The organism is Streptomyces synnematoformans (assembly GCF_039531005.1).
Classification (GTDB): Bacteria; Actinomycetota; Actinomycetes; order Streptomycetales; family Streptomycetaceae; genus Streptomyces; species Streptomyces synnematoformans.
The window spans coordinates 1-19,784 of sequence record NZ_BAAAPF010000041.1; the positions used below are offsets into that span (position 1 = coordinate 1).

Below are 19,784 nucleotides of genomic sequence, written 5' to 3' on the forward strand. Positions count from 1 at the left end.
TCGGAGGGTCAGACCCACCCGCAGCGTCACCACGCCACATCCTCACTGTCAGTCGTCGAGCCGTACGACCCGTACGGCCCCCGCGGGAACCGGGAGGCGGCTCGCGGCGCGTTCGCCCGTCAGCAGCTCGGTGCCGGGCGCCTCAAGCGGCACCTTGGCGTCGTCGGCGGTGTGGTTGATGGCGAAGAGGTACGCGCCGCTCTCGCCGGTGCGGCGCACCACCTCGACATCGCGCGGCAGTTCGGCGCGCGGCGCGACGCGGGCGTCGGCGGCGGCGCGGGCGAGCACGGTGTTCAGGGCGCGCGGGCCGAGGCGGGTGGAGACGTACCAGGCGGTGCCCTCGCCGAGCCGGTGCCGCGTCACGGCGGGGCGGCCCGCGGCGAGGCCGTCGGCGTACGTCCACACCGCCTCGGCGCCGCGCGGCACGACGATCTCCGTCCACACGTCGCCGGTGAGCGCCGCCCCGTCCGGTCCTGCCAGGCGTACGCGCTCGCCTTCGAGCAGCGGCGCGAACTCCTCGACGGTCAGCCCGAGCACGTCGCGCAGTACGCCGGGGTACGGGCCCCAGTGCACGGCGTCGTGCTCGTCGACGATCCCGGAGAAGTACGACACGACGAGGGTGCCGCCGCCCTCGACGTAGCCCTTGAGGTTGCGCCCGGCGGCCGCGGTCGCCAGGTACAGCGCGGGCACGACGACGAGTGGATACGCAGACAAGTCGGCTTCCGGGTGGGCGAAGTCGACCGTCAGGTGGCGGTCGTAGAGCACCTCGTAGAAGGCGTCGGCGCGCTCGCGCGCGTCGTGGTCCTGGCTCGGGCGCCACTCCAGCGACTGTGCCCACCAGGAGTGCCAGTCCCACACCATGGCCGCGTCGGCGACCGTGCGGGCGCCGCGCACCGGCGCCAGCGCGTCGAGGGCGGCCCCCAGCTCGACGGCCTCGCGCCAGATCCGCGAGTCGGTGCCCGCGTGCGGCACCATCGCCGAGTGGAACTTCTCGGCGCCGCGCCGGGACTGCCGCCACTGGAAGAACATGGCGCCCTCGGAGCCGCGGGCGACGTGGGCGAGGGAGTTGCGGGCCATCTGGCCGGGGGCCTTCGCGGGGTTGCGGGGCTGCCAGTTGACGCCGGACGTGGAGTGCTCCAGGAGCAGCCAGGGGGCGCCGCCGGCGACGGAGCGGGCGAGGTCGGCGGCCATCGCGAGGTTCACGTGCGTACGCCGGCCGTCGGTGATCAGGTAGTGGTCGTTGGTGACGAGGTCGACCTCGCGGCCCCAGGCCCAGTAGTCGACGGAGTCGCACTGGCTGAGCGCGGTCATGAAGTTGGTGGTGACGGGGATCCCGGGGGCGAGGCGGTGCAGGATGTCGCGCTCCATGCGGAAGTTCTCGCGCATGGTGGCGTCGGCGAAGCGGCGGTAGTCCAGCTGCTGGGCGGGATTGCCGACCGTGGGGGCGGTGCGGGGCGGGTTGATCTCGTCGAGGTCCGCGTACTGCTGGCTCCAGAACTCCGTGCCCCAGGCCGCGTTGACGCCGGCCACGTCGCCGTGGCGCGCGATGAGCCAGCGGCGGAACCGGGCGGCGCAGGTGTCGCAGTAGCAGGCCGCGACGGGGACGCCGTACTCGTTGTGGACGTGCCACAGGGCGAGCGCCGGGTGGCCGGCGTAGCGGGTGGCGAGCTGCGTGGTGATGGCGGCTGCGGCCTCGCGGTAGTGCGGGTTGCCGTGGCAGATGGCGCCGCGGGAGCCGAACTCGTACCGGACTCCGTCGGCGGTGACGGGCAGCGCGTCGGGGTGTGCGCGGTAGAACCAGGCGGGCGGGGCGGCGGTGGGGGTGCCGAGGTCGGCGCGGATGCCGTTCTCGTGCAGCAGGTCCAGGAGCCGGTCGAGCCAGCCGAATTCGTAGCGGCGCGGCGCGGGCTCCAGCAACGACCAGGAGAAGACCCCGACGGTGACCATCGTGACGCCGGCCTCGCGCATCAGCCGGACGTCCTCGTGCCAGACGGGCTCGGGCCACTGCTCGGGGTTGTAGTCGCCTCCGAAGGCGAGTCCGGCCAGGCCCGTGGGCGCGTTCTCCGTCATAGATGCTTCTCCCTCTTCCTTGATCAATTGGGAACGTACACACACAGCTGCGGCGGCATCAGTCCAACAAAACCGCACAGTTACAAGCATTGACAAGCGTCGTGCCTGTTTCTCTACTGTGAACGTTCACAGGAGCATCCCAGACCTCCGCAACGGGCGGAGACTGCCGGATCAGGGGAGAAGACCCATGCCGAAAGCGAAGCGCCGCCGCCTCACGGCCGCCATGATCGCCGCCACGCTGGGCGCGACCGCCCTCGCCGCCTGCGGCTCGGACGACGACGGGGACGCCGAGTCCGGCCCGGCCGAGCTGACCTACTGGTCCTGGGCGCCGGGCATGGACAAGGTCGTCGACATCTGGAACAAGGGCCCGGGCAAGAAGGAGCAGATCAAGGTCACGGTCAAGAAGCAGGCGCAGGGCGACGAACTCGTCACCAAGATCCTCACCGCGCACAAGGCCGGCAAGGCGCCCGACCTGGTCCAGGCCGAGTACCAGACGGTGCCCACGCTGGTCAGCAACGACGTGCTCGCGGACATATCCGGCGAGGTCGGCGGCGTGCAGGAGAAGTTCGAGGACACCGTCTGGCAGCAGACCACGCTCGGCACGGACGCCGTCTACGCGCTGCCGCAGGACGTCGCCCCCCTCATGTTCTACTACCGCGAGGACCTCTTCGAGCAGTACGACCTCGACGTCCCCGAGACCTGGGAGCAGTTCGCCGACACCGCCCGCGAGCTGAAGCAGAAGGCCCCCGACAAGGACCTCACCACCTTCTCCGCCACCGACTCCGGCCTCTTCGCCGGCCTCGCCCAGCAGGCCGGCGCCGAGTGGTGGACCACCGAGGGCGATTCCTGGAAGGTCGGCATCGATGCCCCGGCCACCCACCGGGTCGCCGATTTCTGGGGCGGGCTCGTCGAGGAGGACGTTATCGACAACGAGCCCATGTACACCCCCGCCTGGAACAAGGCGCTCAACACCGGCAAGCAGATCGCCTGGGTCAGCGCCGTCTGGGCCCCCGGTGTCCTCCCCACCGTCGCGCCCGACACCGAGGGCAAGTGGGCCATGGCGCCGCTGCCGCAGTGGGAGGCGGGCGAGCAGACCACCGGTAGCTGGGGCGGTTCCTCCGTCGGCGTCACCACCGACTCCGGCCACCCGGAGGCCGCGGCGAAGTTCGTCACCTGGCTCAACACCGACCCCGAGGCGGTCGCCGCGCTCGCCGCGGAGGGCGGGATCTACCCGGCTGCCACCGCCGCCCAGACCACGGGCGCCTTCGACCAGCCGCCCGCGTACTTCGCCAACCAGGCCGACTTCTACGACCGGGCCACGGAGATCGCGAAGACCACCGCGCCCTCCGCCTGGGGCCCGAACGTGAACGTCGCCTACAACTCCTTCAAGGACGCCTTCGGCGCCGCCGCCAAGTCCGGGGACAAGGACGAGTTCACCGCCGCGGTCCGGACGGTGCAGCAGGACACGGTCGCGGACCTGAAGAAGCAGGGCTTCGAGGTCGCGCCGTGAGACCTGCCCGCCGGCCGGCGTACGGGGTGAAGGGCGCCCCGTACGCCTTCCTCGTGCCCGCCGCGCTCCTCTTCTGCCTCTTCTTCGCGCTGCCCATCGGCTACGCGGCCTGGCTCAGCCTGCACCGGGTCGAGGTCAAGGGCCTCGGCCTCGGCTCCGGCGCGCGCGAGGAGGTCTGGGCGGGGCTGTCCAACTACACCGACGCGCTCACCGACGCCGAGCTGCTGCACGGGGCGCTGCGCGTGCTGGGCTACGGCGCCATCGTCGTCCCGGTCATGCTCGGCCTGGCGCTCACCTTCGCGCTCATGCTGGACCACGAGCGGGTGCGGTTCGCGCCGGCCACCCGGCTCGCGATCTTCCTGCCGTACGCGATCCCCGGCGTGGTCGCCGCCCTGCTGTGGGGGTTCCTCTACCTGCCGGAGGTGAGCCCGCTCCACTACGGGCTCGACCGGGCCGGGCTGCCGCAGCCCGACCTGCTGGACGGCGGTTCGCTCTACCTCGCGCTGTCGAACATCGCCGTGTGGGGCGGCACCGGCTTCAACATGATCGTCATCTACACCGCGCTGCGGGCGATACCCGCCGAAGTGCACGAGGCCGCGAAGCTGGACGGCTGCACGCCGCTGCAGACCGCCCTGCGCATCAAGGTGCCCATGGTGGCCCCCGCGCTGGTGCTCACCTTCTTCTTCTCGATCATCGCCACGCTTCAGGTCTTCAACGAGCCGACCACCCTCATGCCGCTGACCAACGGCATCTCCACCACCTGGAGCCCGCTGATGAAGGTCCACCGCGACGCCTTCGCCGAGAACGACATCTACTCGGCCTCCGCCACCGCCGTCGTCATCGCCTTCGTCACGCTGACGCTGTCCTTCGGCTTCCTGCGCACGGTGAACCGCAGGACCCGGCAGGAGGAGGCCGCCCGATGAGTTCCGTCGCCGCCCCCCGCAGCCCCGCGCCCGCCGCACCGGCCGCACCCGGCGCACCCGGTGCCGGGCAGGGCCGGCCGCGCCGCCGCGCCGCGCTGATACCGACGCTGGCCCTTGTCGTCGGCGCCGTGTACTGCCTGGTGCCGGTGGCGTGGGTGGCCGTCGCCGCCAGCAAGTCCGGAACCGAGCTGTTCTCGACGTTCACCTTCCTGCCCGGCTCGGGGTTCGCCGACAACCTCGAGCAGCTGAACGCCTACCGCGACGGCGTCTACTGGAAGTGGATGGGCAACACCGCCCTCTACGCCGGAGTCGGTGCCGCGCTGTCCACCGCCGTCTCCGCGGTCAGCGGCTACGCCCTTGCCCTCTACCGCTTCCGCGGCCGCGAGGCCGTCTTCAACACCCTGCTCGCCGGTGTGCTGATGCCCCCGGTGGTCCTCGCCGTGCCGCAGTACCTGCTGCTCGCCGAGGCCGACCTCACCGACTCCTACCTCTCCGTGCTGCTGCCGCAGCTCCTCTCCCCGTTCGGCGTGTACCTCGCCCGCGTCTACGCGACCGCCGCCGTCGCCAAGGACGTCGTGGAGGCCGGGCGGGTGGACGGCGCCGGCGAGTGGCGGATCTTCATCCGGATGGGGGTGCCGATGATGGCCCCGGGTCTGGTGACGATCTTCCTCTTCCAGTTCGTGGCGATCTGGAACAACTTCCTGCTGCCGTACATCATGCTCAGCGACGACGAGAAGTTCCCGCTCACGCTGGGTCTCTACACCCTGCTGGAGCAGGGTGCCAGCGCCCCCGCGCTCTACACCATCGTCATCATGGGCGCGCTGCTCGCGGTCATCCCGCTGATCGCGCTGTTCCTGGTCGTCCAGCGCTTCTGGAGCCTCGACCTGCTGTCCGGAGCCGTAAAGTCGTAGCCATGCACACAGCGGGGGGCAGGCCCAGGCCGCCGACGATCCACGACGTGGCGCGCGAGGCCGGGGTCTCCCGGGGCACGGTCTCGCGCGTGCTCAACGGCGGGCGCAACGTCAGCACCGCCGCGCGGGATGCGGTGGAGGCCGCGATCCTCAGGACGGGCTACGTCGTCAACCGGCACGCCCGCTCGCTGATCACCGGCCGCTCGGATTCGGTGGGCTTCCTGCTCACCGAGCCGCAGGAGCGGTTCTTCGAGGACCCCAACTTCAACGTGCTGCTACGCGGCTGCACCGAGGCGCTGGCCGCGCACGACGTGCCGCTGCTGCTGATGATCGCGGGCACGGAGGCCGAGCGGCGGCGCATCACGCGGTACATCACGGCGGGCCACGTCGACGGAGTGCTGCTGGTCTCCAGCCACTCCGGCGACCCGGTCGCCGTCCGGCTGCGCGAGGCCGGGGTCCCGCTGGTGGCGTGCGGCAAGCCCATCGGCCAGGGCACGAAGGTCTCCTACGTCGCCGCCGCCGACCGGGACGGTGCCCGCGAGATGGTGCAGTACCTGCTCTCCCTGGGCCGCCGCCGGGTCGGCACGGTCACCGGGCCGCTCGACACCCCGGGCGGGGTGGAGCGGCTGGCCGGGTACCGGGAGGTGCTGGCGGAGGCGGGCCTCGGCGCGGACGATCGGCTGATCGCGAACGGCGACTACAGCCGGGCGAGCGGCGAGGCGGCGGCCGAGCGGCTGCTGGCCGAGGCGCCGGACCTGGACGCGGTGTTCGTGGCCTCGGACCTGATGGCGCAGGGCGTGCTCGCGGCGCTGCAGCGGGCGGGCCGCCGGGTGCCGGAGGACGTCGCGGTGGGCGGCTTCGACGACTCCCCCGCCGCCCTCGCCACCCAGCCCCCGATGACCACCATCCGCCAACCGTGGGGCCGCATCAGCGCGGAGATGGTCCGGGTCCTGCTGGCCCAGATCGGCGGTGAAGACCCGGCGGCGGTCATCCTCCCGACGGAGCTGGTCCACCGGGCCTCGGCCTGACGCCCGCGGCGGGCCGGCGCGCGCGGCCCGGTGAGAGCGGGGTCAGGAGGTGCGGGACGGACGGGCGCAGCAGTTCGGCGTGGTCCTGGCCGCCGAGAAAGACCACGTCGGCGTCGAACAGGCCGTAGCCGCGGGTGTGTCCGGCCATCTTCTCCGCGGTGACCGCCCGCCTGTGGCCGAGGGTTACGTCGTACGGGTGCAGCGGGCGGTCGAGGGAGACGAGCCCGTGGAGCGCGGACGCTGTGAGGGTCAGGGTGGGGTGGGTCAGCGCGTCGGCGGCGCGCCGGAGCGAGCGGTGACAGTGCCCGGTGTACAGCTCACCGGCGGGCCAGCCGTGCCAAGGCGCCAGTCAGCCAAACCGTGCTCCCGCGCACCATGGGCAGTCCACCGCCACCCGCGTCCGAGCACCAAAGGGAAGCCGCGGCCCCCAGCCCTCGACTCGAACGTCCGCGTGGAAAGAGGCCATCCCTCCATTCCTCCCGGCTGAGCCGGGGTTACCACAGGGCGCCTCGTGGCGCACATGCACCGCTCGACCGTGTTGCGTTGCTTTTGTGCCTCGCTGTCGAAAGGTCGGCGGTCGACCCCGGGCCGACCCCGGGTGGGCGGTCGTGATCAGGTGGGTGGCCGGAGAAGTCCCCCGCGGTGATCAGCACACATCTGCCGACGGCGCTGCCGGCCTGCCTTCTTGCTCGCGCCGGCGGTCATCGACGGCCCCGGAGCCATCCCCGGCGACATCCTCGCCGGTATCGACGCCGGCATTCTGTGGCGCGTGCATGCCATTGACACGTCTTCCGGCCGTCCCTAGAGTCCGGTTCGACTACAAGAACAGAGTTCGACATTTCGAACGAGCGGACAAGCTCAGCCCCGCGCGCATGACCACACCCAGCACGGACGTATTCGCCTTCCTCTCTCACGGAAAGGACGGAACATGTCCTTATTCCTCAGCAGGCGCCGGCTGTTGCAGACCGCCGGCGCCGCGGCCGCCGTCTCCGCCGCCGGTCCCGCCTTCGGCGGCTCAGCCGCGCGTGCGGCAGGTGCCCCGGCCCGGGCCGGCATCGGGGTCTCCGCGCACCCCTTCGACCTGGGGCAGGTGCGGCTGACCGCGAGCCGGTGGCTGGACAACCAGAACCGCACGCTGAATTACCTGCGCTTCGTCGATGTCGACCGGCTGCTGTACAACTTCCGGGCCAACCACCGGCTGTCCACCAACGGCGCGGTTTCCAACGGTGGCTGGGACGCGCCGACGTTCCCGTTCCGCACCCATATGCAGGGGCACTTCCTCACGGCGTGGGCCCAGGCCTACGCCGTGACCGGGGACACGACCTGCCGGGACAAGGCCGTACGGATGGTCGCGGAACTGGCCGAGTGCCAGGCGAACAACGGCGCCGCCGGGTTCGGCAGCGGATATCTCTGCGGCTTCCCCGAGTCCGACTTCACGGCGCTGGAGAACCGGACACTGAACAACGGGAACGTGCCGTACTACGTCATCCACAAGACCCTCGCCGGTCTGCTGGACGTGTGGCGCCACCTCGACAGCACGCAGGCCCGCGACGTGCTGCTGCGCCTCGCGGGGTGGGTGGACACGCGCACCGGCCGGCTGAGCGGCCAGCAGATGCAGGCCATGCTGGGGACCGAGTTCGGCGGCATGAACGCCGTGCTGACCGACGTCTACCTGCAGACCGGCGACTCGCGCTGGCTCACCGTGGCCCAGCGGTTCGACCACGCCGCGGTGTTCGACCCCCTGGCCGCCGATCAGGATCGCCTCAACGGGCTGCACGCCAACACCCAGGTGCCCAAGTGGATCGGCGCCGCCCGGGAGTACCAGGCGACCGGGACCACCCGCTACCGGGACATCGCCGCGAACGCCTGGAACATGTGCGTCGACGCGCACACCTACGTCATCGGCGGCAACAGCCAGGCGGAGCACTTCCGCCCCCCGAACGCCATCGCCGGCTACCTCGCCCGGGACACGTGCGAGAGCTGCAACACGTACAACATGCTCACGCTCACCCGGGAGCTGTTCACGCTCGACCCGGACCGCGCCGCGCTGTTCGACTACTACGAGCGGGCCTGGCTGAACCAGATGATCGGCCAGCAGAACCCGGCCGACAACCACGGCCACATCACCTACTTCACCCCGCTCAACCCCGGCGGCCGGCGCGGCGTGGGCCCGGCGTGGGGCGGCGGCACGTGGAGCACCGACTACGACAGCTTCTGGTGCTGCCAGGGCACGGGCCTGGAGATGCACACCAGGCTGATGGACTCCGTCTACTTCCACAACGACACCACGCTGATCGTGAACTTGTTCGTGCCCTCGGTGCTCGACTGGTCGCAGCGCGGGATCACGGTCACCCAGACCACGTCGTATCCCGTCGGCGACACCACGACGCTGGAGGTCACCGGCAGTGCCGCCGGGACCTGGACGATGCGCGTGCGCATCCCGGGCTGGACCTCCGGGGCCACCCTCAGCGTCAACGGCGTGGTGCAGGACGTCACCGCCACCCCCGGCAGCTACGCCACCCTCACCCGCTCCTGGACCTCGGGCGACGCCGTCACCGTCCGCCTGCCCATGCGGGTCGTCATGCGGGGCGCCAACGACGACGCGAACGTCGCCGCCGTCACCTACGGACCGGTAGTACTGTCCGGCAACTACGGCAACACCGCGCTCGGCTCCCTTCCGTCGCTGAACACCTCGTCGGTCACCCGTACCGGCAGCGGCTCTCTCGCCTTCACCGCCACGGCCGACGGCGCCACCGTCAACCTGGGCCCCTTCTACGACGCGCACGGCCACAACTACACCGTCTACTGGAGCGCCGACGGCGGTGCCGGCGGCACCATCCGGCTCGCCAACGCCGGCAGCGGCCTCGTGCTGGGCATCCAGGACATGTCCACCGCCGACGGCGCCCGCGCCCTGCAGTGGCACGACTCGGGCACCCCGGACCACGACTGGCAGATGGTCACCGACGGAGACGCGGTCCGGTTCCGCAACGCCCACAGCGGCAAGGTACTCGGCGTCCAGGACATGTCCACCGCCGACGGCGCGACGGTCCTTCAGTGGGCGGACAACGGCACCGCCGACCACCGGTGGACGCTGCTCGACCAGGGAAACGGGACATACAAGATCCGCAACGTGCACAGCGGCAAGCTGCTCGGTATCCAGAACCACTCCACCGCGGTCGGCGCTTTCGCCGTCCAGGACGCGGACGACGGCACCACCGACAACAGGTGGCGGATCGTACGCGACGAGAGCATTACACGATGAGGCCGCAGTGCTGGTGGTCGACGAGACCGGCGGTGCGCCACGAGGCGCTGATGGATCTCGCGGGATGAGAGGCCCGCCGCTGGCCCTCGCAGGGCATCCCGATCTTCACGCCCTGACGCGGGCGGGGCGGTCGCTCAGTGCCAAGCTGTCGGGTGCGCCGACGGCCTCGAAGGCTCTCGCGGCAAGACTTCGAGCGTGGCAGGAGCCATACACATCAGATGTGATCTTGGTCCCAGGCGGTCCCCGCGGGCCTGACGTAGCATCAGACTGACGGTGTAATCAGTGAATCGCGAAAGGCCCTCTGACCTGGGATTCCCCCCACTCAAAGGGCCTCTTTCACACCGTCGGGACGGCGGGATTTGAACCCACGACCCCTTGACCCCCAGTGACCGAAACCAGCGCCACGTGCGCCGCTGAGTACGTCAGGGGTCGTTAAGTCCCAGGTCAGGACTCCGAAAACCGGCCAGACACACAGGCGTTGTGAGACGTCCGTGAGACGGCCCCGGAGGGTGCGCCAACACCACTCCGGGACCTACGGCCGGACCCTTCCATCACAAGGAGTCCAGACCATGAGCATGACCGTAGAGCACACCGTCAACCCCTCGCCGTCGCTCGCCGGCGCCGACCCCGACCAGCCGGTTCCGTTCGCGCTGACGGCCGCCGCGGAGAAGCCGGCGGAGCGCACCGTGGCCACCCTGGTTGCGGGGGTCCCGACCGTGATCACGTGCCCGTCGTGGTGCGTCAAGAACCACGCCGCCGAGACCGACGTCATGTGCATCGAGGACGTGAGTCACGCGGGTTCCGAAACCGTGCTGACCGTTCCGACGTTCGGCGGCGGCACCGAGGAAGCGCTGGACGTCCGGCTGGTGCAGTGGCCGCACTGCCAGCGCGGCAGGCCCTACGTGTCGCTGCGGTCCCCGGGTGAGGACTGCACGGACCTGACGGCCGCCGCCGCGTCCGCGTTCGCCGACCAGGTGATCGCGCACGGTGTGGCGCTGCGGCAGCTCGCCCGCCAGCTCGCCGCGGTGGAGCTGCTGGAGGACCCGGGGGCGGGCCGGTGAGCGCATACCGCTACGTCCGTGTGCCGCGGCCGGTCGAGGATGCCGCTATCCGTGCGGTGTCCTCGGCGGCCCGGCCGGCGCCGCCCGTCGAGGCGCTGCTGTGGGCGCTGCTCGTCGCGCACAAGGTGCGGGACCGGCACGGGTTCGTGCTGGCCGCGCACCGGGCCGCGCGCGCCGTCCTCGGCGACGAGGGGGTGACCCGGTGAGCCGCCTGCCCGACGATGTGCGCGACTTCCTCACGGCCGTGCACGACGCCATCGACATTCCGCACGCGGCGACGGTCGGCGGCGACGAGCAGTACCGCAAGGTGCTCGCCGAGCGTGCCATGCACGTCCGCATCGCGCTGCAGGACGCGCTCGACGACGGCCCTCTCGGGCTGGCGTGGACGACGGAGTACCTGCGTGACCGTCTCGCCGAGAACCCGCCGACCGGCTATGTCACCGGCGAGCAGGCCCGCGCCGCGCTCGCCGAAGGCAAGACGTGGATGCAGGCCGTCCGGCCCGACGAGGAAGGGGTGGCCGACGATGCCTGACCAGCGCATGATCACCGTGGACACCCGTGACCACGGGCCCGTGACGATCCCGGAGCCGGCGTGGTGTGCCGGTGTGCATCCGGCCGGCGGGTTCCGCGTCGACATCACCCACGCCAGCGGCGAGATGCCGCTGACGTTCGGCACCGAGTGCTGCGGGCCGGTGCCGGTGCTCACGGTCGTGTTCGAGTCGCGGCCGTACACGGACCGCCCTCCGGGCCGCGGGGTGTTCGTGAACGTCGGCTTTGACAGCGACTGGCACCCCTTGGACCCGGCCGGGCTTGAGGCGCTGGCCGATCAGTTGACCGTTCACGCGGGACGGCTGCAGGGCGCTGCCCGCCGCCTCGCCGTGCTTGTCGAAGAGGAGAGCGACCAGTGACCCCCGAGACCCTGACCGACTGGGCGACCGCGCGCCCCTACGTGACCGCGGCGGCGGCCGGCGCGTTCGTGCTGGCCCTGCTGGCGGTCGCGTGGGCCGCGCGCCGCCCCCGGCGGGCACGCATCGACAGGAAGCGCACCCCGGCCGCGGTCGTCGTCACCGGCATCGCCGCCGCCGCGTGCACCGCGTACTCCGCGGACACGTCATGGCGGTTCGCGAAGCACAGCCTCGACATGGCGGACTCCGCGGAGCGGGCGGCGTTCTTCGCCGCCGGCGAGCTGGTCCTGTTCGCGACCGCGCTCCTCGCCCGGCACAACACCTTGGCGTCGGGTACGCCCGGCAGTCCCGGCACCCTCGTCTGGCTGATCACCGGAGTGCAGGTGGTGGCGGCCTACGCCGAAGCGGGCCCGCTCGGCGGCACCGTCCGCGCCATCGTCGGTCCGGTGTTCGCCGCGCTGCTCTGGCACTTGGCGATGGGCGTGGAGCTGCGGCACCGGCGGCCGGACGCCGACGCCGGCGGGTTCGTCGCGCTCGTCGGCCGGGACGTCCGTGAGCGCGCGCTGTCCCGCCTCGGCGTTGTCGAGCGCGACCGCGACGCCGCGCAGATCACGCGGGACCGGTGGATGGCGCGGGCGGTGGAGTCCGCGGCGCGGCTGGCGGTGCTGGAGGGGAAGGCGCGCGGGGGCCGCCGCGGGCGGCGCCTTGAGCGGCGGCTGTCCAAGGCCATCGCGCGCGCCGAGGTCGGCACGAACGAGGACCAGCGCGGGCAGCTCCTCGCCGGTCTGGCCGCGCGGCGGCATGCCGCCCGGCTGGCGGTCGTCGAGCTGCCGGACCCATGGGAGCGGCGGGCCGCCGACGAGGTACACGTACCCGAGGGTGTCCCCGTACCCCAGCCCGCGCCCGCGGTTCCGACCCCCGCCGTACTCGCCGAGCGGACGGCGCGTACCCGCGACGAGGTACGAGCGGAGTACGTACCCGACGAGGACGAGCACACGGTGGACGCCCGCATCCTCTTCGCCGAGAGTCTGCGAGTCGGCTCGGTGCCGAGCATCCGCACCCTGCGGGAGCGGTACAGCATCGGGCAGGCCCGCGCGCAGCGCATCCGTGACGAGCTGGGGGCGGGGGTGCGGCCGTGAACCTCGAACCCCACCAGCACAGCGGTGACTGCCAGTGCTACAAGCCGTCTGCGCCGCCGCCGTGCGCGCACCCGCACTATCCACCGGCCCGGCCAGCGGTGAGCGCCGGGAAGGTGCTGGCCGCGGGCGCCGCAGGGTCGCTGTTCCTGGCCGTGCTGTCCCTGTTCGCCATCGCTGTAGCGATCGGGGCCGTGGCCGTCACGGTCTGCGTCCTGGTCCTGTACGCGATCTACAAGGACGTGCTCGGCCGTAAGGGCTGAGCCCCGCCCTTCTGCGCCAACCGGGCCCCCCGGCGGGCGTGGTGGGGCCGGGAGAGTCCCGGCCGGAGAGGACCGCGTGCCGATCAGCAATCAGGACGACATCAATCACCGCGAGCTTGCCCGCATCCTCGGCATCACCGGTATGGCGATGCTCCGCGGCGGCCGGCTCACCGACCGGCAGAAGCGCCGCATAGACGAGATCACCAGGCGGGCCAAGGAGCGCGAGGACAAGAAGCGCACCGGCAAGAAGTAGTGCCCCGGGTACGGCCACCGGCTACCAACCCCGGCCGTACCCGGGCCCTATCCCATCCCCCTTATCGAGAGACAGGAAGATCACTGTGACAGACGTCAGCACTCCGTTCGTACCCGCTTCCCCGGGTACGCCTAACGGGCACGTACCCGCACCCTCGGGTACACCTGCCGACGCCGTACCCGACACCCCGGGTACACCCGTGTCGTTCGACAAGCCCGCCACCGTCTACCGCATCACCGAGGTACCCGACGGACCGGTCCCCGCCGACCGCCCCGACGCCGCCACGCCGGCGGGATCGTGGGTGGAGCAGAAGCGGGCGTATCTCGCCGAGGCCCCCGAGGTCGTGCCGTCGTGGATGCGGCACGCGAACGAGCTGCGCACCGGCGTGCGGTGGGCCGTGTCGTACTCCGCCCACCTCGCCGGCTTCCACACGCTGCGGGCGCCGCTCTACGTGTGGCGGCTGGTGCGCCGCTCCCCGCGCGGCGCGGGCCGGCTGACGCTGCGGTGGCTGCGGTGGATCGCCGACACCGAAGCGCGGCCCGTGCAGGCGAAAGCGGCCACGTCGGCGGATGTCGAGGCGTGGTTGATGCTCTCGCGGGAGCACTCCCGGCGGGTACGCCCGCGGCGCATCACCTCCGCCGTCGTCGGCGGCCTGGGCACGGTCGCCGGACTGTCGTTCACGCTGCTCGCCCCGTGGTGGCTCCTGGCCCCGGCGGGCACGGCCGCCCTGGCGCTCCTCGGGCTCGCCGGCCGCGACCCCGACAAGCCGGTGGTCACCCACTATGTGGCCGTCGACCGGCTGAAGGCCCTCACCTCTACTGAAGTGTTCGAGGCGCTGGAGGCCATCGGCATCACCGGGCGCAGGGGCCGGGGCGGTGTGGAGTTCGCCGCCGAGGTCCAGCGCGACGGTCCCGGCTGGCGCGCCGAGGTCAACCTCCCCCGCGGTGTCGAGGCCAGCAGCGTCCTGGAGAAGCGTTCCGCGCTGGCCGCGGCGATGCGCCGCCCGATCTCCACCGTGTGGCCGGAGGGCGACCGCGCGGCGCACCCCGGGCGGCTGGTGCTGTGGGTGGCGCAGCAGGATCCGGCCAAGGGCCCGCGGCGGCTGTGGCCGCTGATGAAGACCGGCACCGCCGACGTGTTCGAGCCGCTGCCGTTCGGGTTCGACCCCCGCGGCAACCTGATCTCCATCCGGCTCATGTACTCCAACCTGCTCGTCGGCGGCATCCCCGGGTCCGGAAAGACCAGCTGCGCGCTGGCGATCGTCCTGGGGGCGGCGCTCGACCCGACCGCCGAACTGTGGCTGTACGAGCTGAAGGGGTCCGGTGACCTGGAGTCCGTCAAGCCGGTGTGTCACGTCTACGCCTCGGGCGACGAGGACGAGGAGAAGCAGGCCGCGCTCGCCGGTCTGCGCGACGGGCTCGCCGAGCGGCAGCGGCGGGCGAAGTTCGTGAAGTCGCTGCCGTCGTCGGAGACTCCCGAGGGCCGGAAGGTTACGCGGGAGCTGGCGGAGAAGTACCCCGAGCAGCGGCTCGGGCCGCGGGTCATCGTCATCGACGAGGTACAAGAGCTGTTCTCCGATCCCGCCTATCGCGACGAGGCCGAGGACCTGCTCGCCCGCCTGGTCAAGCTCGGCCGCGCCTACGGCGTCATCATCATCCTGCTGACGCAGAACCCTGACGCGGCGAGCCTGCCGCCGCGGGTCGCCGCGTCGTTCGGCTCCCGGCTGTGCCTCGCGGTGATGGACTGGCGGGCAAACAACAACGTGTTGGGCACCGGCGCGTATGACCGCGGGCTGCGGGCCACCGACATCTCCGTCGACGAGCAGGGAACGGGCATCCTGGCCCGTGGCCGGGAAGGCACCACCGTGCGGGCGGCGTTCATCCGCCAGCCCGAAGCCGACGACATCGGCCGCCGCGCGCTGGCGCTGCGCACCGCCGCCGGCACCCTCACCGGGCAGGCCGCCGGAGAGACCGTGGAGACCGTCGACGCCGCAACGATCGTCGACCACCTCCGGGCCATCTGGCCGGACGGAGCCGACGCCGTCCACTCCCACCGGCTCGTCGCCGCTCTCGCCGCACACCGGCCGGAGCTGTACGGCCGGTGGCTCGACGAGGACGACGCCGCCGCCCGCTCGACGCTGCTGTCCGCGGCGCTCAAGCCGCACAAGGTGACCACCCGGCAGATCACCCTGCAGGACTGCTGCGGCGGCGCCAAGGGCGTCCGGTACGCCGACCTGCCGGCGCCCGAGGAAGGCGACGAGGACGCCACCTGACGGCCGCCGGGCCGGTTTCGCCTCGGGCTTGCGGTTTCACCCCGAGGCGAAACCGGTTTCGACCCTGATATCGCCTCGTCCGCTTCCTGGCCTGCGGTGATATCGGGTTTCGGGGTCCGAGTGCGCACCGGGGAAACGGCCCGTACAGCGGGATCCGGAGTGCCCCGTGGGCCCGAACCCGCGCGCCCACTGCGCGCCCTTGACGCGCTCCACCGCCAGGGTGACCGTGGTGCACACCCGTGCACCACCCTTCGACGGAGGACCCCCATGCGCTTACGGTTCCTCGGGATCATCCCGAACACGCCCGGCAACGAGTCACCCACCATGTGGGTCGACGAGGACACCGGCGACCTCCTCATCCAGTCGTACAAGGCCACCGACGAGGAAGTCGCGGCGTGCCAGGCGGTCGGCTCGATCCCCGGGCACGGCACCGACGTGCCCGACCACGAGACGATCATCAGGCTGCCGAAGGTGATGCGGCAGTTCCTCCCGAACGATGAGGGGACCCGTGGCTGACTACCGCGACGAGTTCAGCGCCGTCCAGCGCTCCGCCGTCCACCTGGAGATGCGGGACAGCTACATCCGCACCGACCCCGGGTTCATCGCCTGGCAGGGCGGACGGCTCGACGAGGCGCTGGAGCGGTACGGGGAGTGGCGGGAGCTGATGCAGCAGGTCACCGGCCGCGGCGTGGCCGTGCGCCGGGCTCGTATCGTCTCCGAGCCGGTCAGCGACTACATCCGCTACGAGTACGACCTGACCGAGCAGTTGAACCTCGCCGGCGGCGAGGAGGTGCGGTGGCTGCCTCGGCGCCGCGCCTCGGACATCGCCTTGCCCGGGAACGACTTCTGGCTCTTCGACGACCGCACCGTGCGCTTCAACCACTTCACCGGCGACGGCGGATCCGCCGGCCCCGAAGTCGTGGAGGAGCCGGCCGTGGTGAAGCTGTGCAGCACGGCCTTCGAGACCGTGTGGAGCAGGGCCGTCCCGCACGAGGACTACGAGGTCTGACCGTCGCGGCCACTTTCTGACACCCGGACACCGCTATGCCCGCGTCACCGTCATCCAGCGCCCAGGCCGCGCGTGAAGCGCTCGCCGCGCGCCTGCGGGATCTCCGCCTCGACGCCGAGCTGACGGTGCGCGAGCTGGCCGAGCGATGCGGCTGGAGCCATTCGAAGGTGTCCCGGGTTGAGAACGCCCGCACCGCGCCGTCGCCGGCGGACCTGCGGGCCTGGGCGCACGTCTGCGGCGCTGAGGGTGAGGTCGAGGACCTGACGGCGGCGCTCCGCGCGGTCGAGGGCATGTGGGTCGAGTGGCGGCGCATGGAGCGCACCGGGCTGAAGGCCGCGCAGGAGTCCGTCCGGCCGCTGTACGAGCGCACCCGCCACTTCCGCGCGTATGACTCCTGGCTTGTGCCGGGCCTGCTGCAGACCATGGGCTACACCACCGCGATCCTGCACGCCGTGCGCCGGCGCCGCGGCCTCGTCGACGACGTGGACGCCGCCGTCGTCGAGCGGATGGACCGCCAGCACGTTCTCCACGAGGGGCGCCACACGTTCGCCTTCGTCCTCGAAGAGTCCGTGCTGCGCGCGGGGATCGGCGGTCGGGAGACGATGCGCGAGCAACTGCGGCACCTGCTCACCGTCGGGTTCCTCCCAAGCGTCAGCCTGGGCATCGTGCCCATGCAGCCGGCCCGCGAGGCGATGCGCCCGGTGGAAGGCTTCTGGGTCTTCGACAACGCCCAGGTGGCCGTGGAACTGGTCTCCGGCTACCTGACGATCACCCGCCCGCACGAGATCGACATGTACGCCAAGGTGTTCCACGAACTCGGCCAACTCGCGGTCTACGGCGAGCGGGCACGTGCGCTCATCCGCTCAGCGATCTACGCTCTGGGGTGAGATGGTGCACCAACGTGCACCACGCTGGAGGCAGTTGGCGCTCCGTCCCTAGCTTCGAAGCATGGCCGTCCAGCCCGAGGCGTCAGGGGCGCCTGAACGACCCCTACTGACCCTGCGCGTGTCCCGCGACAGCGGACGCACCTGGGGGCGGGAGAAGCGGTACTACAACCGCGACTGCCTGCCACCACTGCTCAACGGCACCATGCCGCCGTGCGAGTGCCCACGCTGCCGCGGACGAGGGGAGCCCCGGTGACCGCCCCCGCGCGCCGCACCTCCCCCTCACCACCGGTGTTCCTCCCCGTCCGCGAGGCCAAGGAAGCGCAGCCCTCCCTCGGCTGCGAGAAGTGCGCCCAGCTCGCCGAGGACCGCCGGGCCGCGCGCAACCGCGGCGACCACTCGGCAGCCACCGACTGCTCCGTCCTCATCCGCCGGCACCCCGACCACTGAACCCCCGCGCCCGGGGGTGGGACGGCGACATGGAACCCCCGGGCGCGGGTCACACCCCGCCCGACCCCCGCGGGCGGCAGAGAACGGCCCCGGGAAGCGAATCCCTCCGCTCCCGGGGCCGTTCCGTGCGTGCTCTCGGCGCCGCTCTATCGACGGCCGGCGTAGATACCCCTCACGCGCTCTGCAACCAGCGCGTAGGTCCGCTCCAGGTTCTCCTCCAGCAGATCGAACATGGGGTCGTCGTCCATCGCCTCCACCGTCTCCGCCACGCTATTCACGAAGTTTCGCATCCCCGTCATCTCATCCCGGATGCCAGCGTCGAGGATCAAGCCGATCTCGGCCAGAAGCGCGGCGCTCGCCGCGTCCAACGCCTCCTTGGCGCCACCAGGGACACGACCCACCATGGGCGCCTCAGACCTTCTGCTATCCCGGGCGTCGTACACCACCGACGTATACGCGTACATCGCATCTACGTAGGCCCGCAGAAGAGTGTTCACCTCCACTAGGTGTGTCAGCTCGAATTCCTCACGCCGCTGCAGCACGGAGGCAGCCCGTTGACGCCGATGTTCGAGGGAACCCCCGAATTGGGCGGTCACGAAACCGACGACGATGCCCACGGCGGGGGCGGCGGCATTGAACCAGTCAGGCATGCCGCGGACCTTAACGGTCATCCACAGCACACCAGATGGGCCGGTCGGTCTACCGTCGGTCCGTGTCACTCGTCGGAGCGGGTGGGCTCCTGTGTCTCCGACGAGACCCGACCACGGCCCAACTTGCTGGCGAACTTCGAGGGAAGCATGCGGCGGCGCGCGCCAGACCCGACCGCCGGAGGTTCCCCTGAGCGCAGATCCGTCCCAGGAATCCGCGCCAGAGGGGACTGGTCGTGCTTCACCCACACGCCGGTGGTACGAACCGGGCGCATCATCCACCACGGCTCTGAGCGCCGCTTTCGCAGGCGGAGGCTCCGCCACTGCCACCGCCAGCGCTGCAGCTCACCGGTCCGTACATGAATCCGCTGCCCGAAGACCCGCAACGGGCGGGGCAACAGCCACCGGATCTCCACCCACGCGTCGCCCTCGCTCGTCGGCGGCACAAGCACATCGAACTCGAACGGCTCCGAGCCCTGCGTCATGCCGCCGATGCGCTCCAGCTCCGGCGAGCCCAGAACCTTCCCGCCGACGACATCGATACTGACGTTGTGCACGATCGCCGTCCCAATCGCGTGGACGAGGAACGTCGCCCGGTGCCGGTCGTTGAAGTCGACCGCTCTGAATGTGGCCTTGCCCGGTTGCTGTACTACGTCGATCCGCTCACGGTTCCGCCGAATCCACCAGGCATGCTGCGGCCGGTCGAACCACTCCCACCGCGCCACCGCAGCAGAAGCGACAGCAGCAACGGCTGCGAAGATGAGCGTCCACCAGTTCATCCCGGCACGGTAGCGGCCAACTCCAGCGGCGAAGAGAGACCAATCGGCCCTACTGAGCGCGTGCCGTGCTCCTGCGCGCCCGGTAGGCATGCAGCCGGCACGACTCGCTGCACCACTTCCGCGGCCGACCCTGGTGACGCTGCAACGGCAACAGCTCGCCGCAGTGCGCGCACTCTCCCCGATGTGAGCGGTACGCCCAGACACCGAAGCCCATGGACACCTTCCGAAGCCCCATCCGGGCATCACTCTCAGTCACGATTTGTACGGGTCTCAAGTCCCAGACCCGGCGCCAGGGTCAGCCGCTACACGCTTGCGATGCTGACCAGGGCAAACGTCGGGGTTACCCCCAGGTAGCTTGCTTTCTCATGCTCACACATCGTGACTGCGCTGCTGGCTGCGCACCGATACTTGCGCGCTGTTC

At 71.2% G+C, this 19,784-nt stretch carries 21 protein-coding genes; 17 read left to right on the forward strand and 4 right to left on the reverse strand.

The window, feature by feature from the left end; all coding sequences use genetic code 11:
* Positions 1–48 precede the first annotated feature (48 nt).
* Positions 49–2,070 carry a beta-galactosidase gene (locus tag ABD317_RS09985; RefSeq protein ID WP_344289435.1) on the reverse strand — a complete coding sequence of 674 codons (2,022 nt, stop codon included), beginning with the start codon at positions 2,068–2,070 and terminating at the stop codon, positions 49–51.
* Positions 2,071–2,257: 187 nt separating this feature from the next.
* Here ABD317_RS09985 and ABD317_RS09990 point away from each other — a divergent pair, with 187 nt between their 5' ends.
* The 4 genes from ABD317_RS09990 to ABD317_RS10005 are packed head-to-tail and all read left to right on the forward strand — an operon-like array spanning position 2,258 to position 6,442.
* Complete coding sequence (locus ABD317_RS09990; protein WP_344289436.1) at positions 2,258–3,580, forward strand: ABC transporter substrate-binding protein; 1,323 nt, start codon at positions 2,258–2,260, stop codon at positions 3,578–3,580.
* Entirely contained in the window at positions 3,577–4,503 is a 927-nt protein-coding gene (locus ABD317_RS09995; RefSeq protein WP_344289437.1) for a carbohydrate ABC transporter permease, read from the forward strand. Before ABD317_RS09990 ends, ABD317_RS09995 begins: the two co-directional genes overlap by 4 nt.
* Positions 4,500–5,414: a carbohydrate ABC transporter permease gene (locus tag ABD317_RS10000; RefSeq protein ID WP_344289438.1), complete on the forward strand. Its 915-nt coding sequence runs from the start codon at positions 4,500–4,502 to the stop codon at positions 5,412–5,414. The genes ABD317_RS09995 and ABD317_RS10000 overlap by 4 nt, the downstream gene beginning before the upstream one ends.
* A 2-nt stretch (positions 5,415–5,416) precedes the next feature.
* Entirely contained in the window at positions 5,417–6,442 is a 1,026-nt protein-coding gene (locus ABD317_RS10005) for a LacI family DNA-binding transcriptional regulator (protein WP_344289439.1), read from the forward strand.
* On the opposite strand, the gene ABD317_RS10010 is transcribed toward ABD317_RS10005, so the two are convergent.
* Positions 6,402–6,791: a DUF6884 domain-containing protein gene (locus ABD317_RS10010; RefSeq protein ID WP_344289467.1), complete on the reverse strand. Its 390-nt coding sequence runs from the start codon at positions 6,789–6,791 to the stop codon at positions 6,402–6,404. The two genes, ABD317_RS10005 and ABD317_RS10010, sit on opposite strands and share 41 nt — an antisense overlap.
* A gap of 579 nt (positions 6,792–7,370) precedes the next feature.
* On the opposite strand from ABD317_RS10010, the gene ABD317_RS10015 reads away from it, so the two are divergent.
* The 13 genes from ABD317_RS10015 (at position 7,371) to ABD317_RS10075 (ending at position 17,937) form a co-directional block, all read left to right on the forward strand.
* Entirely contained in the window at positions 7,371–9,704 is a 2,334-nt protein-coding gene (locus tag ABD317_RS10015; protein WP_344289440.1) for a beta-L-arabinofuranosidase domain-containing protein, read from the forward strand.
* A 569-nt stretch (positions 9,705–10,273) separates the two neighbouring features.
* Complete coding sequence (locus tag ABD317_RS10020; RefSeq protein WP_344289441.1) at positions 10,274–10,765, forward strand: DUF6907 domain-containing protein; 492 nt, start codon at positions 10,274–10,276, stop codon at positions 10,763–10,765.
* Complete coding sequence (locus ABD317_RS10025) at positions 10,762–10,971, forward strand: hypothetical protein (protein ID WP_344289442.1); 210 nt, start codon at positions 10,762–10,764, stop codon at positions 10,969–10,971. The genes ABD317_RS10020 and ABD317_RS10025 overlap by 4 nt, the downstream gene beginning before the upstream one ends.
* Positions 10,968–11,297 (forward strand): hypothetical protein, encoded by a 330-nt coding sequence (locus tag ABD317_RS10030; RefSeq protein ID WP_344289443.1) that lies wholly within the window; start codon positions 10,968–10,970, stop codon positions 11,295–11,297. The genes ABD317_RS10025 and ABD317_RS10030 overlap by 4 nt, the downstream gene beginning before the upstream one ends.
* On the forward strand, positions 11,290–11,673 hold the full coding sequence (locus tag ABD317_RS10035) for a DUF6907 domain-containing protein (protein ID WP_344289444.1): 384 nt from the start codon (positions 11,290–11,292) through the stop codon (positions 11,671–11,673). Before ABD317_RS10030 ends, ABD317_RS10035 begins: the two co-directional genes overlap by 8 nt.
* Entirely contained in the window at positions 11,670–12,809 is a 1,140-nt protein-coding gene (locus ABD317_RS10040; protein ID WP_344289445.1) for a hypothetical protein, read from the forward strand. The genes ABD317_RS10035 and ABD317_RS10040 overlap by 4 nt, the downstream gene beginning before the upstream one ends.
* Positions 12,806–13,069 carry a hypothetical protein gene (locus ABD317_RS10045; RefSeq protein WP_344289446.1) on the forward strand — a complete coding sequence of 88 codons (264 nt, stop codon included), beginning with the start codon at positions 12,806–12,808 and terminating at the stop codon, positions 13,067–13,069. The genes ABD317_RS10040 and ABD317_RS10045 overlap by 4 nt, the downstream gene beginning before the upstream one ends.
* 76 nt (positions 13,070–13,145) lie before the next feature.
* The gene (locus tag ABD317_RS10050) at positions 13,146–13,322 is read left to right on the forward strand and encodes a hypothetical protein (protein WP_344289447.1); all 177 of its coding nucleotides are present in this window, start codon (positions 13,146–13,148) and stop codon (positions 13,320–13,322) included.
* Between the two features lie 199 nt (positions 13,323–13,521).
* Entirely contained in the window at positions 13,522–15,594 is a 2,073-nt protein-coding gene (locus ABD317_RS10055) for an FtsK/SpoIIIE domain-containing protein (protein WP_344289448.1), read from the forward strand.
* 267 nt (positions 15,595–15,861) lie between these two features.
* Positions 15,862–16,110, forward strand: coding sequence for a hypothetical protein (locus tag ABD317_RS10060; RefSeq protein ID WP_027754144.1), 249 nt, complete (start codon positions 15,862–15,864; stop codon positions 16,108–16,110).
* Entirely contained in the window at positions 16,103–16,603 is a 501-nt protein-coding gene (locus ABD317_RS10065) for a DUF6879 family protein (RefSeq protein WP_425582325.1), read from the forward strand. Before ABD317_RS10060 ends, ABD317_RS10065 begins: the two co-directional genes overlap by 8 nt.
* A gap of 35 nt (positions 16,604–16,638) precedes the next feature.
* On the forward strand, positions 16,639–17,490 hold the full coding sequence (locus ABD317_RS10070; protein ID WP_344289450.1) for a helix-turn-helix domain-containing protein: 852 nt from the start codon (positions 16,639–16,641) through the stop codon (positions 17,488–17,490).
* 249 nt (positions 17,491–17,739) lie between these two features.
* Positions 17,740–17,937, forward strand: coding sequence for a hypothetical protein (locus ABD317_RS10075; RefSeq protein WP_344289451.1), 198 nt, complete (start codon positions 17,740–17,742; stop codon positions 17,935–17,937).
* Positions 17,938–18,083: 146 nt separating this feature from the next.
* On the opposite strand, the gene ABD317_RS10080 is transcribed toward ABD317_RS10075, so the two are convergent.
* Both ABD317_RS10080 and ABD317_RS10085 read right to left on the reverse strand, forming a co-directional pair.
* Entirely contained in the window at positions 18,084–18,587 is a 504-nt protein-coding gene (locus tag ABD317_RS10080; RefSeq protein ID WP_344289452.1) for a hypothetical protein, read from the reverse strand.
* A gap of 65 nt (positions 18,588–18,652) precedes the next feature.
* The gene (locus ABD317_RS10085) at positions 18,653–19,363 is read right to left on the reverse strand and encodes a hypothetical protein (RefSeq protein ID WP_344289453.1); all 711 of its coding nucleotides are present in this window, start codon (positions 19,361–19,363) and stop codon (positions 18,653–18,655) included.
* Positions 19,364–19,784: the final 421 nt, after the last annotated feature.

Coding starts and splice junctions, on each gene's coding strand:
- ABD317_RS09985 (WP_344289435.1), bottom strand. CDS start 2,070: ATGACGGAGAACGCGCCCACGGGCCTGGCCGGACTCGCCTTCGGAGGC.
- ABD317_RS09990 (WP_344289436.1), top strand. CDS start 2,258: ATGCCGAAAGCGAAGCGCCGCCGCCTCACGGCCGCCATGATCGCCGCC.
- ABD317_RS10000 (WP_344289438.1), top strand. CDS start 4,500: ATGAGTTCCGTCGCCGCCCCCCGCAGCCCCGCGCCCGCCGCACCGGCC.
- ABD317_RS10005 (WP_344289439.1), top strand. CDS start 5,417: ATGCACACAGCGGGGGGCAGGCCCAGGCCGCCGACGATCCACGACGTG.
- ABD317_RS10015 (WP_344289440.1), top strand. CDS start 7,371: ATGTCCTTATTCCTCAGCAGGCGCCGGCTGTTGCAGACCGCCGGCGCC.
- ABD317_RS10020 (WP_344289441.1), top strand. CDS start 10,274: ATGAGCATGACCGTAGAGCACACCGTCAACCCCTCGCCGTCGCTCGCC.
- ABD317_RS10035 (WP_344289444.1), top strand. CDS start 11,290: ATGCCTGACCAGCGCATGATCACCGTGGACACCCGTGACCACGGGCCC.
- ABD317_RS10060 (WP_027754144.1), top strand. CDS start 15,862: ATGCGCTTACGGTTCCTCGGGATCATCCCGAACACGCCCGGCAACGAG.
- ABD317_RS10070 (WP_344289450.1), top strand. CDS start 16,639: ATGCCCGCGTCACCGTCATCCAGCGCCCAGGCCGCGCGTGAAGCGCTC.
- ABD317_RS10080 (WP_344289452.1), bottom strand. CDS start 18,587: ATGCCTGACTGGTTCAATGCCGCCGCCCCCGCCGTGGGCATCGTCGTC.
- ABD317_RS10085 (WP_344289453.1), bottom strand. CDS start 19,363: ATGAACTGGTGGACGCTCATCTTCGCAGCCGTTGCTGCTGTCGCTTCT.